This is a genomic window from Parahoeflea alexandrii (assembly GCF_027214025.1).
Lineage (GTDB): Bacteria > Pseudomonadota > Alphaproteobacteria > Rhizobiales > Rhizobiaceae > Hoeflea > Hoeflea alexandrii_A.
In genome coordinates this window covers 25,407-42,414 of record NZ_JAPWHB010000004.1, presented here as the reverse complement: position 1 = coordinate 42,414, position 17,008 = coordinate 25,407, and the positions used below count along the sequence as shown (strand labels likewise).

The following is a 17,008-nucleotide window of genomic DNA, read 5'->3' as shown; positions in this document are numbered from 1 at the left end:
GTGGCCCTGCGTCAATACCCCACCGTCGCCGAGCCCGTCCGGCGGGGGTCCGAGGCGCCGAGCAGCAGGCCCTTGTCCGCATCGACATGGATCGACTGGGTCGAGCCCATCACGCTCTTGACGGCGATGGTGTGGCCCTTGGCTTCGAGTGCTGCCACCGTGTCGCGCGACAGGCCGCCGTCTTCGACGCGGATTTCGTCGGGCAGCCACTGGTGGTGAATGCGTGAGGCGTTGGTGGCTTCGGCGACATTCATGCCGTGGTCGATCATGTTGGAGATCACCTGCAGCGTGGTGGTGATGATGCGCGAGCCGCCGGGGCTGCCGGTGACGAGATAGGGCTTGCCGTCCTTCAGCACGATGGTCGGGCTCATCGACGACAGCGGCCGCTTGCGCGGCTCGACCGCATTGGCGTCGCCGCCGATCAGGCCATAGGCATTGGGCACGCCCGGCTTCGCGGAAAAATCATCCATCTCGTTGTTGAGCAGCACGCCGGTGCCGGCTGCAGTCATGCCCGAGCCATAGGAGAAGTTCAGCGTGTAGGTGTTCGACACCGCGTTGCCGTCCTTGTCGACGATCGAGAAATGCGTGGTCTGGTCGCTCTCGTAGGGCGCCAGCTTGCCCGGCTTGATCTCGGCCGAGGGCGTGGCGCGGTTCAGACTGATGCCCTCGCGGATTTTTGCCGCATAGGCCTTGGAGGTCAGGGCCTTGACCGGCACATCGGTGAAATCCGGGTCGCCGAGATATTCCGAGCGGTCGGCATAGGCGCGCTTCATCGCTTCCGCCATCAAATGGATGGTGTCGGACGAATTGTGGCCGAGAAAGCCGATCGGGTAGCCTTCCATCACATTGAGGATCTGGATGATATGGGTGCCGCCGGAGCTCGGCGGCGGCATCGAGACGATGTCATAGCCGCGATAGCTGCCCCTGACCGGCTCGCGGATCACTGCCTTGTAGCTGGCGAGGTCCTCGAGACTCATCGCCCCGCCGGCGTCCTTGACCGACGCGGAGATCGCCTCGGCCACTTCGCCCTTGTAGAACCCGTCCGGGCCTTCAGCCGCGATCTTCTTGAGCGTGGCGGCCAGGTCGGGCTGCTTGAGCACATCGCCCGGCTCATAGAAACTGCCGTCCTGCTTGTAGAAGATCGCCGCCGAGGCCGGCCAGGCCTTCAACCGCTTTTCCAGCGCCTTGAGACTGTCGGCGAGGTCGGCGGTGACCGTGATGCCGTCCTCGGCCAGCCGGATCGCCGGTTCTGCGGCCTGGGCCAGCGTCAGGGTGCCATAGGTCTCTAGCGCCAGCTGCATGCCGGCCACGGTGCCGGGCACGCCGACGGCGAGGCCGGAAAAGCGCGACAGATTGCTGTCGGCATTGCCGTCCGCGTCGAGATACATGTCGCGGGTGGCGCTCGCAGGTGCCATCTCGCGGTAGTCGATGGCTTTCGTCTCGCCGGATTTGGCGTCATGCACCAGCATGAAGCCGCCGCCGCCCAGGTTTCCGGCGCGCGGCAGGGTGACGGCCAGCGCCAGCGCCACGGCAACGCCCGCGTCGACCGCGTTGCCGCCGTCTTTCAGCACCTGCAGACCGACTTGCGCGGCCACCGCCTCCTGCACCGAGACCATGGCGCTTTTCGCCCAGAACGGATGCACCGCGTCCATGCTGGAATAGATCGCCGCCTCCTGGGCGGATGCGGCAAGGGGGGCGAGCGCGATCAGCGCGGCGGTGGCGAGGGTGGTAAGCGGGCGGAGCATCGGGCGTGTCATCGGATCGCTTCCTTTCCGGATGGTCCCGCATCAGGGACCGGGACGGGGCAGGCCATGCCTGGCAAAGGCCTACAACAGGCCACATCGGCCGGTTCGTCAAGCCGCCGGTCAATCTCGTCATCCGGCCAGTCGACCTCGTGTGCCGGTGCGGCCCTTTATCGGCAGGGCGCGGCACCTATCTAACGGGTATGAAAATTTTCCGTCTGGACAGGGACTGACATGGCATTTCTCGGAATTATCGCCTTTCTCCTGGTGCTGGGCCTTGTCTACGCCCCGCAGTTCTGGGTCGGCCACACCTTGCGCCGCCACAGCGCTGAGCGGCCGGATTTTCCCGGCACCGGTGGCGAGATGGCCGAGCACCTGGTCGAGCGCTTCGACCTTGCGGGCGTCGGCGTCGAGATGACCGACAAGGGCGATCATTACGATCCGGAAAACCGGATGGTGCGGCTGTCGCAGGCCAATTACCGGGGCGCGAGCCTCACGGCCGTGGCGGTGGCGGCGCACGAGGTCGGTCATGCGCTGCAGCATCATCGCGGCGAACGCGGGCTGGCGCTCAGGCAGAAGCTTGTCGGCCTCGCCATGATGACCGACCGGATCGCCTCGGTGTTCTTCATCGCAGCACCTGTGCTGGCCGTGCTGCTGCGCACGCCGGCGGCAATGCTTGGCATGGCGGTGATCGGCATCGGGCTGCTGGCCGTGCGGGTGCTGGTGCATCTGGTCACCCTGCCGGTGGAATATGACGCGAGCTTCAACAAGGCGCTGCCGATCCTGCGCGAGGGCGGCTATCTCGGCGACGAGGACCTCAAGGGCGCGCGCAGCGTGCTCAAGGCTGCGGCACTGACCTATGTCGCGAGCGCGCTGATGAGCCTGCTCAACCTGGCGCGGTGGTTTCGGGTTTTGCGGTGAAGTCCTCTTGAATTTCCGCTGCGCTGCCGCATTTGGCGTAACCAGTACACTTCAAGACCACCAACCAAAACGATGCCGAAGGAGATTGCCATGACCACCAGACGCAGCTTTATCGTTGGCGGCGCCGCCGCTGTCGGAACCATCACGCTGTTGCCGTCGCTCGGCCTTGCGGCCGCGCATGCAGCCAGCTTCAACCTGATGGACGGCAAGATCGTCATCCATCCGGTGGAACACGCCTCCTTTGTCATGGAGAGCCCGGCGGGAACCATCTATGTCGATCCGGTCGGCGACGCCGGGCTGTACGAGGCGCTGCCCAAGCCGGACCTGATCCTGATCACCCACCGCCATGGCGACCACTACAATGCCGATCTTCTGGCCGCACTTGCTGAGGCGCCGATCCTGACCAACGCGGACGTGAAAGGCATGATGCCCGAGGATCTGCAGGGCCGCACCGACGTGATCGCCCCGGGCGGCAGCACCGAGATGATGGGCATCGCCATCGCCGCCATCGCGTCCTACAACACTTCCGCCGACAGGCAGGACTTCCACCCCAAGGCCCGCGGCGATCTCGGCTTCGTGCTGACCATCGACGGCAGCCGCATCTACATCTCCGGCGACACCGAGGGTACGCCCGAGATGCGGGCGCTCGAAAACATCGATCTTGCTTTCGTCTGCATGAACCTGCCGTTCACGATGGATGCCGAACAGGCCGCCAATGCGGTGGCCGAATTCGCCCCGGCGATGGCCATCCCCTATCACTACCGCGGCCGCGACGGCGGCACCCAGGATCCGGAAGTATTTGCCAGGATGCTGAGCGAGGCCGGAAGTTCGACCGAGGTCAAGCTGCACGACTGGTACAACGGCGCGCTGGGCTGAGGTTTCAGGCGCTTCTGCAATCCGTCCCATCCTGCCGGGTCCATGCTTCCAGCGTGGACCCGGTTTGCGTCGAAGGGCAGCGACATTCCGGCTGGCCGAAAACCGAACTGCTGATTTGCTTCTTTCTGCCGGACAGGTAGAAGGGCCATTGCAAGCCGAATTTTCGGAAAGCATGCAACTGCCCCCGAAGGACCGCCCGTGACTCCGCCCGACCGCATCTCAGAACTGCTCGACGCCACACAAATCGCTTTCGCGAACGGAGCGCTGATCCGTCTCAAGCTGGGCGGTTATCACGGTGCCGAGCCTGAGCTCAAGGCGGTCGAGATCAAGAAGATCACGGTCAAGGCCGGCGAGAGATACTCGTTTACCTACAAGTACAAGACCCGCGACACGATCAAGAATTACGCCGAAGACGAGGCACTGGCATTGCTGCGCAACGGGCTCGCCACCGAGTTCCGCAGCGCGCAGCTGGCGACCACCGAGTTCGACATGATGTTCGAGCGCAATGGCGCCAAGATGCGGCTCAAGCGCACTGAGGTGGCGGGCCGCGAAGCGCCGTCGACCGATCACAACCGGGCCAAGAACCGGCCGCTGACGGAAACGGGCAAGCCCTGGCTGCAGGCACTCGGGCTCGCCGGCAAGAACGGCCAGATCCGCAATGATGCGCAGGACAAGTTCCGCCAGATCAACAAGATGGTGGAGATCTTCGCGCCGCTGGTGGCCGCGCTTCATGCCGAGCCCCCGCTGATCGTCGACATGGGCGCGGGCAAGGGCTATCTCGATTTCGCGCTCTATGACTATCTCGCCACGGTGGTGAAGCGTCCGGTGCGCATCGTTGGCGTCGAGCTGCGCCCGCAACTGGTCGAGGACGGCAACGCCACGGCCAGGGCCTCGGGCTTTGATGGCCTGAGCTTTGAGGCCGGCACGATCATGGCGTTCGACGCGTCGGGCGCCGATGCGGTGATTGCGCTGCATGCCTGTGACACGGCCACCGACGACGCGATCTTCAAGGGCATTGCCGCCGGGGCCGCGCTGATCGCCGTGGCGCCGTGCTGCCACAAGCAGATCCGCCGGCAGATGGCGGCGGGCAAGCCCGACGAGATCCTGGAGCCGCTGTTGCGCCATGGCATCTTTGTCGAGCGCCAGGCCGAGATGGTCACCGACACGCTGCGCGCGCTGCTGCTTGAACTCAACGGCTACCGCAGCCGCGTGTTCGAATTCGTCTCTGACGCGCACACACCGAAAAACAACCTGATCGTCGCCGAAAAGGACGATCGTGCCGGTCGCGACCGCGACACCGTGCTTCGGCAGATTTCAGAGATCAAGACGATGTTCGGGATCGGCGAGCATTATCTGGAAGGGCTGCTCGGAGGGTGACTTTCAGCTTTGCTGCCGGGCTCATGGTCCGTTGCGCTATCTGAACAGCTGCAGGATCATGTCGGCCTGGGAGTTGGCGATCGACAGCGACTGGAGCGCCAGCTGTTTTTGCACCTGCAGGGCTTTCAGCCGGGTGGATTCCTCGGCCATGTCGGCGTCCACCAGCCGTCCGAGGGCTTTCTTCGAGACCTCGATCAACGTCCTGGTAAAGGCTTCCTGCCGCTCGATCCCCCTTGCCTTGACGCCGAGCAGGGCGTTGGCGTCGATCAGATCCTGTTCCATCTCGTCGATGGCCTGAACCATGCCACTCAACTCGTCGGCCGTGGTGCTGGCGCTGAGCGTGATCGCTTTTGCCGCTCCCGCCGTTCCCGACCCGAGCAGATAGAAGATTTCCGCAACGCCGCCGGCGGTGGTGACATTGCGGTCCTTCGTCAGCAAGCCGTTGCTGTTGGTGCCAGGGTCGATCAACGTCGTCTGGCTGGTGTCGATCTCGATATAGCCGACGCTGGTGAAGCCACCGTAATCCTTGATCGAAGCCGGCATGCTGACGGTCTGAGGCGAGCCATAAAGCCAGTTCTGGCCATTGAAGGACGAGCTTTGCGCCACACTGCCCAGTTGAGCCTTCAGCTCTTCGAGTTCCTTGTTGATCTTGGTCTTGTCCACCCCGGGTTCGCTTGCAAGCACCAGCTTGGCCTTGATTTCGGCCATGATGTCGACCGCCTGGCTCATTCCGGTCGAGGCGATGTCCGTCATGGCGCGCGACAGGCCGAGCGTATCGACCACGGCGCTATGGGCCTTGATGCTGGAGCGCAAGGTGGTGGCGATCGACCAGTAGGCGGCGTTGTCCGATGCATCGTTGACCCGCAACCCGGTCGAGATGCGCTTCATCGTGGTTTCCATCTGGGCATCGATCAGCCTCAGCGTGGCGAGCGCGGTGATGGCTGACCGGTTGGTGTGGATGCTGGTCATCAGGCGGGCGTTCCGGTGATCGAAAAAGTCTCGGCATTAAAATATCTACCTGAGATTGTAGTTACGCATTCGTTAAGGAACTCTTAGCTGTTGCAGCGCGCGCGGATGTCCGGGCTCTGCTGCGCCCGGATTTAACGAGTTCCACCGGGTTTCGTCGGATCTTGACCGGCCACTGCGTAGCGCCCTGCCGCGCCGCTCGCAAACCCGGATCCGCGCATGCCGACCGGGAACCGGCCGCGGCGCATGTTCCGCCAGCAACAATCGCCAGTCCATATTTGATCGGCACCTGTGCGGAAGCCTGGCTCGGCATGGGAAAAATCTAATCTTCAGATTTCGATGTAGTTTTTCCTTTAATTTCCGATGAATTCTTTGTTGGTCCGAATCCCTTAAATCTTATGGGTTCGGTGCGGAATGAGGTAATTTAACAAATGTTCATTTATGAAGATGCCAAAATTTGATAACAATAATGATAACAATAAATTACGATGAATCTTGGTTGGAAGGGATCGCGTTGTTCATATTCATGCACAGGAATCAAGATGTTTTGGGCATTTTGATTTGACTCTTTTGCGGATATTGCCCCTAATTGTTGGCTCACTCAGTCGCAATATTGAGGTTTTCCGGTGTGAAGAGTTCGGTTTTTGGCATTTTCGGGCGTGCTGCGGGCCGGAGCGGATATCTGGCCCGCCTGTTCTGCCTGATGTCGACCTTGGCACTGGTTGCGGGGTGCACAAAGCCGGTCATGCGAGAATATGCAAACGCTGTTGGATCTGATCTTCATGATTCGTCGACGACGAAGAACACTCGCTATTTGGAGTTATACTCGTCGCACCTTTGCTATCAAGCTTCGCTTCCGATGACAGAACCAGGGTCGTTTACCAAGCACGTGTGTGACTTTGGAAAATTCAAATCGAATGAATGGAAGTCATTCGTTGACATGGGTGTTTATGATATCGACCGTCGCTGCGACGCATTCTTGGAATCGCTTTACTATCGTGACAAGACGCGGGGGCCAATTCTTGAACAGATCAATGATTCCCGGTCGTTGACACGCGGAATCCTGGAAATAGTAGTGCCTGGCAGTCGAGCGATCAGCATTGTGGCTGCAACTTTTGACTTCGCTGAGAGCACGTTCCTCAATGCGCGGGATGGTTTGCTGCAAGCGCTCGATCAAACCACGGTGAAATCACTTGTCTATGGCCGCCAGAACACGCTGAAAAAAGAGATTGCCGAAATCACGTTCACGAGCAAACCGCAGGCACTGAGCGCGCTTCGTGCCTACCTGCGTGTCTGCATGCCGTTCACTATTGAGATGGAGGCCAATGCCGTTCTGACCACCGTGCAACGCAACAACGGCAACGCAGGTAATTCGCTGATTGAGGCGATGGTTGGCATCAGTCAACTCAAGAACTCAGAATCAAAGGTCGATACAAGTGATCGCGACGATACGGATAAAAACGTTGAGTTTGTCAAAGGTTTCGCGCCCGGTACTGTAGAGGATAAGATACGGCTTGCGACCGGTCGGGAGATACAAGATATGCTTTGCATGGAGCGCACCAACTTGAACGATGGGAATTTCAGCATAACGCCAATGCGTGATCGGATGCTTGAGTTTGAAACGGGATTATACCTAGGTGATCAAAATAAGACCGAACCAGATAGCAAAATAAACTCTGACGCAGAGTTCAAGATGTACAAAAGAGCTTCTGATCTGTTTGGTGTCTGCGGGAAAAGCAATCATATTAGTGCATTTGAAGCAGGATATTTTTCAGTGGAGGGTAAGGCGAAGAGCTTTAAGTCGAAGATGTGCGGCGTTTTGCGCAAAAGCTCGAAAGAAGACGTAAAAAATCAGTTTGAGAAGCTGGATGTTACCAAGTTGAAGGATCGGAATTTCAACAAGGAAACAAGAACGGCTATAGGACTCGTCTCTAAAGAGCTTGGCTTGTCGGACGGAAATAGATTGACTGCAGACATCATAACCAAATTGGCTGCCATTCCGGTCTTGCCGGAGGCTCCGTGCATCTAGAATTCCCATGTTAGGAGTTTCTTATGCCTCAATCAGTGAAGTCATTGATCGCACTTTTTTCTAAACCGAACATCGGTCCGACGGACATATTTGTAAACGTTAATGACCTGATCGAGGAAACCGGAAAAATCGAACAGGTTGGCGACGTCAAGTGGTCTGAGATTGTGTTTCTCGAAGCCCGAGATCCCGCTCCCACCGGATGGATACCATCTGATTTTGTCGATCATGATTTCAAGCGCGTTGTAGATCCTGAAATCGATAGTGCAATTTTCGCGGAGAATGCCCTATATGCTGCTTCCAGCATGTTGGCCAATTTGCACTTTTTGCTGGCATGGGCTTTCTTTGAATCAGAAATCAAAAACCTTGTTAGGGAAATTGCCGGCATCGAACGGATAGGTCCCTATCAGTTCACTCCGGAGATTTGGGATGCCCATCGCAATGTAGAGGAGTTCGGTATCGATTTCGAAAAATCCAGGATATATGAACACGAGTATCAATGCGATATCGCAGCATTGATCATTCGGCGAACCGTCGAGGCATTCAAAGTCGCAAATGCAGGGGCGGCACCCAAGGCAACCGAACTGTTACTTGCCATTTATATCGGTGTTCCGGCGGTAAAAATTGCATTGGAAAGCGATCGGCAACTTTCGATCGTTCAGTCTATTGATTCATCGATCGAAGGTCAGGAAGACGCCGAGACGAAAAGAAATAAAACTCTCGCTCTTTATCAGGATGTTCTGACCAATGGTGATCCTGCGAATCCCTGTACGACTGACGAAACACTGCAAATCATTGGCAATCGCCTTAATGCGGCTCTCGATGCCACCCGTATCCTAATGGAGGAAATCGATCCTGATCTGTTGCCTTCTAGCGATGCAGATCTCAATCTCGATGAAGGCATCGTGGTAATGGCCCACGGTGGTGCACCGGTGGCAAACGTACGCGGATTTCTCGTCGCGAAACTTCAGGAGGCATTGGCAGCGGCCGGCAGTCCGCCACTAAAAATGGACACCGTTTTTGGCCCCGATACTAAGAAAGCTTTGAACAATTGGCAGGATGCCAATGGCGAGAAACAAAGCGGCAAGTTGACGGATGAAGTTTGGCAAAAGCTTACAGGCGTTTCACCGCCAACGCCGTATGAAAAATGTGCGCAACTGACTGCATCCTTCGAAGGCCATTTCTTCGCAGACGTGATAACCGGAAATTCCGATGCTGCTATTTTAACCTGGGGTTTTCTCGGTTTCACGTTCAGATTTGGTCACGTTCAAGAGATTATTCTCCGGGCCGATGCGAAAAATCAACAATGGCTTGAGGAGTCTTTCGGCAGTGAGAAAGCTGCTGCGCTTCGGGATATATTGACGAAGGAACTCAACCCGCATCAATTGGATTGGGCAAAGGCCAATATGTTGATTGGCGACACTGTGAGATCGGATTGGGAGGCCGCGTTCAAACATTTTGGCTCGATAGCCGGTGTTCAGGAAATACAGATCGAGTATGGCAAGACATTATGGGATCAAGCTCAGAGAATTGTTCAGCCCCTTAAATTATGCGAATTGATCAGCCATGCGATGTGTTTTGATATTGCCGTTAAAGATGGCCCAAATGCGCTTAAAAATTCAATAGCCGGCTTGGAGCCGAACGGTGATGAGCTTGGCCTGCGGCGTAAAATATCTGAGCGAGGTAACAATCAGCCGAGACGCAAGGTGTTTGTCAGTGGTGACGGCAAAGTCAACAGCATGAATTACCGGCTGGAGTACTGGGGGATTCAATCTTTCGAGGAAGATGAAGAAAACCTGCATACCGATGATAAAGATCCCAATCCCACGTATGATCAAGATTTCGAGGCATATTTAATAGCTAGTGTGCCGGAGATCGAAGGCCTCTTCGAACCGCGAGAATTCCTTGTTCGCGGCGGCAATGCAGGTCCGGGGGAAAATCCGATGCCCCCACCGCGAAAACTCTGGAAGAATGTGCCTTCATTAGCGAGGGTTTTGGTACGCATACGCTCCGAAATCGGCAAGCCGATTCAGCTTTGCAGCGTGTATCGAGGACCGGACTATAATAAAAAAGTAGGAGGCGTAAAAAATAGCCAGCACCTTTTCTTCAAAGCTGCTGATTTCAAGGTAGTCGGGCCAAATCCCGGCAACTCTACCGATTGGGCCAACGCCGTTAAGCGCCTGCGTGACGTCGGGGTCTTTAAGGGCGGCGTCGGCAAGTATCGAACCTTCGTGCATGTCGATACTCGCGGTGATAACAAAAATTGGTTCGGCTGACTGCTAGGTGAGCGATCTTTCTAAGTTTGACACTTGGGACAATTCGTTTCTCTTCGATATGTCGATCGGATTCTGCCCGCGAGGTGCACACGGGCCATGCTGACGCTGGAGAATTGACAACTTCTTGTATGCCTCCATTGGAATGGGGAACTCTTGTCAAGGTCTTGCTGTTCTCAGGTAAGCTCGGAAAGCCCACCATCATTCACCCCGCCGTGCCGGACACGGCCCATATCCGGCGCCTGGTAGCATCAATCTGATCCGGCATGCCGGCTTTGATTTCATCGAAATCGGCGCGAATTGCAGCCATGCCCTCTAAACCACCGGGAAGCCAGGGTTCGAGATCGTCTGCGCTCCTCAATACCACTCTCTCCCGAAAAGCCCACTGAAGCCGAGGTGCGCTTGATGCTGACATCCCGCGTCAGCATCAAGCGCGCCTGTTCCCGTTTTGCCCCTCGGGGCTCTTTCTTTCGCCGCAGACTCTGCCCATATTGCGGCCATGGCCAAGACCCCTGCAAAATCCACCCGTTCCGATGGCTCCGAATTCGACGGTTTCGCTGAGGCGCCGCAGGCGCCGCTTTCGGGCGCCCCCGTGTCCTCGTCCGGCTCGATCGCCGACTGGGCCGCCGACCTCGCACGCGAGGCCGAGCGTGACGCGGTGAAGGCGCGGCGGCAGGCGGAAAACCGCGAGATCCGCTCAGCCGCAGGCAAGCACCGGCTGAAGGCCGGAAAGCCGCGTGCCGAGGCCGCCGCCGCGCTGCCGCCGAAAGGCAAGGCCGCCGCCAAGAAAGACAAGCCGGGCAAGTCCGCGCGCGGCACCTCGATCGGGTCCAGCACCAATCCGCGCGACCGCGCCGCAGCCGGGCTCAACGCGGTGGCCGGACTCGACATGTCAATGGAAGAGGCGGAAGCTTCGGGCGCAACTAGCGCCAACACCGCGACCGTGCAGGCGTTGTCGGCGCTGATCGAGAGCGGCAACCCGCTGTTCAAGAACGGCAAGACCTGGACCCCGCACCGCCCGGCGCGGCCGGAGAAATCCGAGGGCGGCGTGGCCTTACGCATGGCCACCGAGTACAAGCCCGCCGGCGATCAGCCCACCGCCATCGCCGACCTCGTGGCCGGAGCGAACGAGAACGAGCGCAACCAGGTTCTGCTCGGCGTCACCGGCTCGGGCAAGACCTTCACCATGGCCAAGGTGATCGAGGAGACCCAGCGCCCCGCCGTCATCCTGGCGCCGAACAAGACGCTGGCCGCGCAGCTCTATTCCGAGTTCAGGAACTTCTTCCCGGACAACGCGGTCGAGTATTTCGTCTCCTACTACGATTACTACCAGCCCGAGGCCTATGTGCCGCGCACCGACACCTTCATCGAGAAGGAATCGACCATCAACGAGCAGATCGACCGGATGCGCCACTCGGCCACCCGCGCGCTGATGGAGCGCGACGACGTCATCATCGTCGCCTCGGTCTCCTGCATCTACGGTATCGGCTCGGTGGAAACCTACACCGCCATGACCTTCCAGATGCAGGTCGGCGACCGCATCGACCAGCGGCAGCTGCTGGCCGACCTGGTGGCGCAGCAGTACAAGCGCCGCGACATGGATTTCCAGCGCGGCTCGTTCCGGGTGCGCGGCGACACGATCGAGCTGTTCCCGGCCCACCTTGAGGACGCGGCCTGGCGGATCACGCTGTTCGGCGACGAGATCGAATCGATCGCCGAGTTCGATCCGCTCACCGGGCAGAAGACCGGCGATCTGAAGAGCGTCAAGATCTACGCCAACTCGCACTACGTCACGCCGCGGCCGACGCTGAACCAGGCGACCAAATCGATCCGCGAGGAATTGAAGCACCGGCTCGCCGAGCTGGAAGCCTCAGGCCGCCTGCTCGAAGCGCAGCGGCTCGAGCAGCGCACCCGCTTCGATCTGGAAATGCTCGAGGCCACCGGCGTCTGCCAGGGCATCGAGAACTATTCGCGTTACCTCACCGGCCGCGCGCCCGGCGAACCTCCTCCGACGCTGTTCGAATACATCCCCGACAATGCGCTCTTGTTCATCGACGAGAGCCATGTCTCGATCCCGCAGATCGGCGGCATGTATCGCGGCGACTTCCGCCGCAAGGCGACGCTGGCCGAATACGGCTTCCGGCTGCCCTCCTGCCTCGACAACCGGCCGCTGCGCTTCGAGGAATGGGACGCGATGCGGCCGTCGACCATCGCCGTCTCGGCCACGCCCGGAAACTGGGAGATGGAGCAGGCCGGCGGTGTCTTCGCCGAGCAGGTGATCCGCCCCACGGGCCTCATCGACCCGCCGGTCGAGGTGCGTCCGGCGCGGGCCCAGGTCGACGATGTCTTGGGAGAGATCCGCGCCACGGCGCAGGCCGGCTACCGGACGCTCTGCACGGTGCTGACCAAGCGCATGGCCGAGGACCTGACCGAATACCTGCACGAGCAGGGGGTTCGGGTGCGCTACATGCATTCCGACATCGACACGCTGGAGCGGATCGAGATCATCCGCGACCTGCGGCTCGGCGCCTTCGACGTGCTTGTCGGCATCAACCTTTTGCGCGAGGGCCTCGACATTCCCGAATGCGGGCTGGTCGCCATTCTCGACGCCGACAAGGAAGGGTTCCTCAGGTCTGAGACCTCGCTGATCCAGACCATCGGCCGCGCCGCGCGCAACGTCGACGGCAAGGTGATCCTCTATGCCGACAAGATCACCGGCTCGATGGAGCGGGCGATGGAGGAGACCTCGCGCCGCCGCGCCAAGCAGGAGGAATACAACACGGCGCACGGCATCACGCCGGAATCGGTCAAGGCGCACATTTCCGACATTCTCGATTCGGTCTACGAGCGCGACCATGTCCGCGCCTCCATCGCCGCACCCGGCGGCAAGGGCGCGAAAACCGACGAGGGCGCGCTGGTCGGCTCCAACCTCAAGGCGCATCTGGAAGCCTTGGAAAAGCAGATGCGCGACGCCGCCGCCGACCTCGATTTCGAGACCGCCGCCCGCCTGCGCGACGAGATCAAGCGGTTGAAAGCCGTCGAGCTCGACCTTATGGATGACCCGATGGCGCGCGACACCGGCGTCGACAACACCCGCGCCAAGCGCAGGGCCGAGGCCACCGGCAAGCCGATGCGCGGCCCCTCCAAGGAGCCCAACCCGGACATCCTGCGCAACCCGGAATCGTCCTACTTCCGCAAGCCCGGTCTCGACGAGATGGGCACGTCGGGCGACCACGCAGTACCGGCGGGTGGCGAGGGCTCCTATTTCCGCAAGAACGATCTCGACGAGATGACCGTCGGCCGCACCGAGAAACCGATGCCTCCGGGCAAGCTGCCGCAAAAACCCGACGACCCGATCGTCAAGCGCGGCAAGATCGGCGCCGGTTCCTACGAGGACCCCGCCGAGGCCGCCCGCCAGAAGCGCCGCCCCGGCAAGACCGGACGGCCGGGACGGTAGCGGCTTTTCCCTCTTCCCTTGTGGGAGAGACTTCGGGGCGGTGGCCAGAGGCCAGAAATCGGAGAATCCGATTTCAGCGAACGAAGGCCTGAGCGCGACGCCGCGCGAGGGCTGTTCAGCGGCTTGGCTTCAGCCAAGTCATGGATTTTTCAGGTGAGGGGGCCTGCACCGTCCGCCCGCATCCGACCCCCTCACCAACAAAATCTGCGACCTGGCCCTGCCGGTCCAAGACAGCGATTTTGTATCCTCTCCCACCAGGGGAGAGGGGGAACGCGGCTGCCCGCGCCACCCGAACTGCCCCGCCAGCGGCTGCAGGCGATGCTGAACGCTGGCCAATCTCCCCCCCTTGCGGGGGAGATGTCGGCGTAGCCGACAGAGGGGGGTGAACGTGAGACTGGCGCGAGGCGAGAGATTACCCCCCTCTGTCACTTCGTGACATCTCCCCCGCAAGGGGGGAGATCAAGGGAAGCCGATCTCGAACCCGCAATCCTTTCCGACATCATCCGGGGCAGCCTCTCTCACCCCGTCCTGCTGGCCCACGCTTCAAGCGGGGAAATCAGCGCCACCCCCCCGTGGAACCAATCGACCCGTCCCGCGTTGTAAAGGTCCCACACCCAGGCGCGCGCATGTTCGCCGCCCTTTTCAGGATCACAGCCATGTCCCGCAACACGCTTGCCATCGTCCTCGCCATCTTCGTCGTCGGCGCCGCCATCCTCGGCTACATGGTCTACCAGGACCGGCAGACTTCCGGCGTCGAGATCAAGATCGGCGAGAACGGCCTCTCGATCCAGGAGAAGTAGGGCGCATCAGCGATACCGGCCGGATCGCCTTTTTTCCGCGCATTTTAGTCAAATCCGCAGCTTTCCGTTTACCCGCGCCCAAGGCGGCGGGCGGTAGGTTTGGCCCGAACCATGGTTCAGCCGAAGCCTGATGCAGGCCGCCAGCCGCAAGGGAGCCCGCAGCGATGTCCGCCGAGATGATCCGTTTGTCCGTCCAGCCCTTCGGGCCGTTTGCCTACCGGCCGTCTTCCCCTGCCGGGTCCGCCGTCCCGGCCGCGGCGCCGGAGGAGGCCGCGACCCATGCCGCGCCGGTGTCCGCAGGCTCGGGCGCATGGCCCGCGAGCGCGGGCGGATCCGCACCGCAGCCGGTCAAGGCTCCGCGCGTACGTCCGGCCTGGCCGGATCCCGCCACGATCTACCTGGCGGCCGAACTGCTCGACCTGAGCAAGACCACCTTCGCCTACACCGGAACCATCACCTTGCCCGACACCGGCGCCGACTTCTGGGCCCTGCTGGCCGCGGCGTTGGGCGAGGGCAGGCGGGAGTAGGGCTGCGGCAGGCTGGACAATGCCGACATCTCCCCCGCAAGGGGAGAGAATGGGGGACGCGGCATCCCTCCACACGTCATCCCGGCCTTGAGCCGGGATCCAGTAGCGCCTGCGTCGGCAGGCGCGAGAGACTCTTTGGCAAACTTGGTTTGTTGGAAAAGGTCTCCATGTTCGCGGGCGCTCGCCTATCGGATGCCGGATCAAGTCCCATTTGACTAATAACGAAAGTGACTCCTTTAGAAGTACTGGAGAGAAATGTCATTTATAATGGCGTCTATAAATATTATATGAGGTTTTTCAAAGAATCTATATTATAAAATTATTATGAAGTTCTTCATATAAATTCAAAAATCCAGCTGCGCGGAGTGGTGTTTAATGCGTTTCGAAATATAATAATTCTGCTTTCTGTAGGAAAACGAAAATAATGTAAACAAAAAGATTGAAACTAGAATATTATTGTCCGATAGGCTGTTCAATATGGATGAGCCATCTGCAAAATTTTTTGTGATCAATACGATTGAAAAAATTGCAAACCCAGATGAAAGTGTCCTGTATAGTGATGCTGTTTCTAGAAGTTCGGCAATTTTTTTATCTTTTTCGTAGGCATTTATATAATCAGAATAATCCTCATTTTTTACAAAATTTGTTATTGTAAATATAGGCTCCAAAATAATTGAACCTATCCTGCTGATACACATACCAATAAAGTACATAAAAAATATTAGTAGGAAGGTTTCATCCGTTTTTATCAAGCCTTCAAAGAAGTATGAAGAAAAATACGTAAAAATTCCGCCTGGAATCATGTAGTTTATAATGTTGTAAGATGATATTTTTGAGAGAATATCAGACATCTATTCTTCTTGCTCGTCAGGATACGGAATCGGTGTAACGGGAGTCCAGCCTTCTCTCGGTGGCGCGTCCCCAGCAGGGCTGCGAACGGAAATGCCTTCTGTTGAAACGGCTTGTCCACCTCTATGCCAAATTGCGCGAATCACCGCATTTCTTGGGTGGTCAGGGTCTTCCTTCGCAGCGCTGACTAAAGCTGTAAATGCATTTCCAGGGTGTTCTGGTTTGGATTGTAGTCTCTCTCCCAGTATTGCATTGAGTAGCTCAGTCGAGACGTTTCTCCTCGATCCGTGATGGGGGATCTGAAACTTGTCAATCCCCGGAAATGCAATGCCCGCAATTGGTGCATAATTTACAGCTTCTTCGAGAGCTTCTCGACCAGCATCGCCAGTTAAAAGTACTCTTGATCCGCAAATATTCGCGTACTGAACGACACTCATTTCATTTTCGGCTGCGGTTTTTTCGCCGGAAAAATCCTCTTGCCCCCACAGAGCTTTCGCGAGCTTACGCAGTTTTCCTAAAATACCTTCTTCAAGAAAAGCACCTTCTTCGGATTCTTGGATTTTTGCAATCTGCGGCGATTTGTCGGATTCTACAATTAAATCTAGCAGCCTTTGCTTTGATGGGGCCAGAACAGTAAAATCACCAATTTTGCTTCCTTGGAAAGCTTCTCTTATCTCGATACCCTTATCTTGTGCTGCCTTTTCAGCGGCGTGTACATACGGGTATATATCGCGAAGCCGTTGCTCCAAATTATTCACGTTTGAAAAGCGACTGAACCTATCAATTATTTCTGATGCGTATATCCATGGCCTATTCATCCATAATACACCGACATCGCAATTATCAATTATAAATTTTATACCACCCGCGTGATCTCTATCAGGATGGGTCACTACCAAATGATTTATGGTTTTGTTTTTACCGTAATATTTATCTACATGAGAGCATACCGACTTTCCATCATCCGTATATCCGCCATCGACGATATGAATATTTTCAATTCCGTCGATGGAATACCTTATGGTTATTGCGTCGCCACTATTTTTTTTGCCAATTGGCAAAAAATCCAGTTCAAGAAAGTCTGCCATGGTTGTTTCCTCGGAATTCGATGAGTTGCAATTTTCCAATCACTTGAGTGGAAATACATTATCAGATGAGATGTATCTCAATGGTTGTTTTTGAGATTTTCCACAA

Annotated in this window: 12 protein-coding genes; 8 read left to right on the top strand and 4 right to left on the bottom strand. The window is 58.0% G+C overall.

All coding sequences use genetic code 11. The features are described 5' to 3' along the window. Positions 1-11: 11 nt before the first annotated feature. On the bottom strand, positions 12-1,757 hold the full coding sequence (ggt, locus tag O4H62_RS13795; protein ID WP_269388680.1) for a gamma-glutamyltransferase: 1,746 nt from the start codon (positions 1,755-1,757) through the stop codon (positions 12-14). A gap of 219 nt (positions 1,758-1,976) precedes the next feature. On the opposite strand from ggt, the gene O4H62_RS13790 reads away from it, so the two are divergent. The 3 genes from O4H62_RS13790 (at position 1,977) to O4H62_RS13780 (ending at position 4,916) form a co-directional block, all read left to right on the top strand. Next, positions 1,977-2,663, top strand: a complete 687-nt coding sequence (locus O4H62_RS13790) for a zinc metallopeptidase (RefSeq protein ID WP_269388679.1) — start codon at positions 1,977-1,979, stop codon at positions 2,661-2,663. Positions 2,664-2,753: 90 nt separating this feature from the next. Further along, positions 2,754-3,539 (top strand): MBL fold metallo-hydrolase, encoded by a 786-nt coding sequence (locus O4H62_RS13785; protein ID WP_269388678.1) that lies wholly within the window; start codon positions 2,754-2,756, stop codon positions 3,537-3,539. Between the two features lie 198 nt (positions 3,540-3,737). Continuing rightward, entirely contained in the window at positions 3,738-4,916 is a 1,179-nt protein-coding gene (locus O4H62_RS13780) for a class I SAM-dependent methyltransferase (RefSeq protein ID WP_269388677.1), read from the top strand. A 36-nt stretch (positions 4,917-4,952) separates the two neighbouring features. Here the strand turns inward: O4H62_RS13780 and O4H62_RS13775 are convergent, their stop codons facing one another. Then, positions 4,953-5,885, bottom strand: coding sequence for a flagellin (locus O4H62_RS13775; RefSeq protein ID WP_269388676.1), 933 nt, complete (start codon positions 5,883-5,885; stop codon positions 4,953-4,955). Between the two features lie 625 nt (positions 5,886-6,510). Between O4H62_RS13775 and O4H62_RS13770 the strand changes: the two genes are divergently transcribed. The 5 genes from O4H62_RS13770 (at position 6,511) to O4H62_RS13750 (ending at position 14,965) form a co-directional block, all read left to right on the top strand. After that, positions 6,511-7,911: a hypothetical protein gene (locus O4H62_RS13770; protein ID WP_269388675.1), complete on the top strand. Its 1,401-nt coding sequence runs from the start codon at positions 6,511-6,513 to the stop codon at positions 7,909-7,911. A 23-nt stretch (positions 7,912-7,934) separates the two neighbouring features. Beyond that, positions 7,935-10,184, top strand: a complete 2,250-nt coding sequence (locus O4H62_RS13765; RefSeq protein ID WP_269388674.1) for a D-Ala-D-Ala carboxypeptidase family metallohydrolase — start codon at positions 7,935-7,937, stop codon at positions 10,182-10,184. 496 nt (positions 10,185-10,680) lie between these two features. Beyond that, positions 10,681-13,638: an excinuclease ABC subunit UvrB gene (uvrB, locus tag O4H62_RS13760; protein WP_269388673.1), complete on the top strand. Its 2,958-nt coding sequence runs from the start codon at positions 10,681-10,683 to the stop codon at positions 13,636-13,638. A gap of 656 nt (positions 13,639-14,294) precedes the next feature. After that, positions 14,295-14,438, top strand: a complete 144-nt coding sequence (locus O4H62_RS13755; RefSeq protein WP_269388672.1) for a hypothetical protein — start codon at positions 14,295-14,297, stop codon at positions 14,436-14,438. A gap of 164 nt (positions 14,439-14,602) precedes the next feature. Continuing rightward, the gene (locus O4H62_RS13750; RefSeq protein WP_269388671.1) at positions 14,603-14,965 is read left to right on the top strand and encodes a hypothetical protein; all 363 of its coding nucleotides are present in this window, start codon (positions 14,603-14,605) and stop codon (positions 14,963-14,965) included. A gap of 344 nt (positions 14,966-15,309) precedes the next feature. Here the strand turns inward: O4H62_RS13750 and O4H62_RS13745 are convergent, their stop codons facing one another. Beyond that, positions 15,310-15,816 (bottom strand): hypothetical protein, encoded by a 507-nt coding sequence (locus O4H62_RS13745; protein WP_269388670.1) that lies wholly within the window; start codon positions 15,814-15,816, stop codon positions 15,310-15,312. Continuing rightward, positions 15,817-16,902, bottom strand: a complete 1,086-nt coding sequence (locus O4H62_RS13740; RefSeq protein WP_269388669.1) for a ComEC/Rec2 family competence protein — start codon at positions 16,900-16,902, stop codon at positions 15,817-15,819. It lies immediately after the preceding gene. Positions 16,903-17,008: the final 106 nt, after the last annotated feature.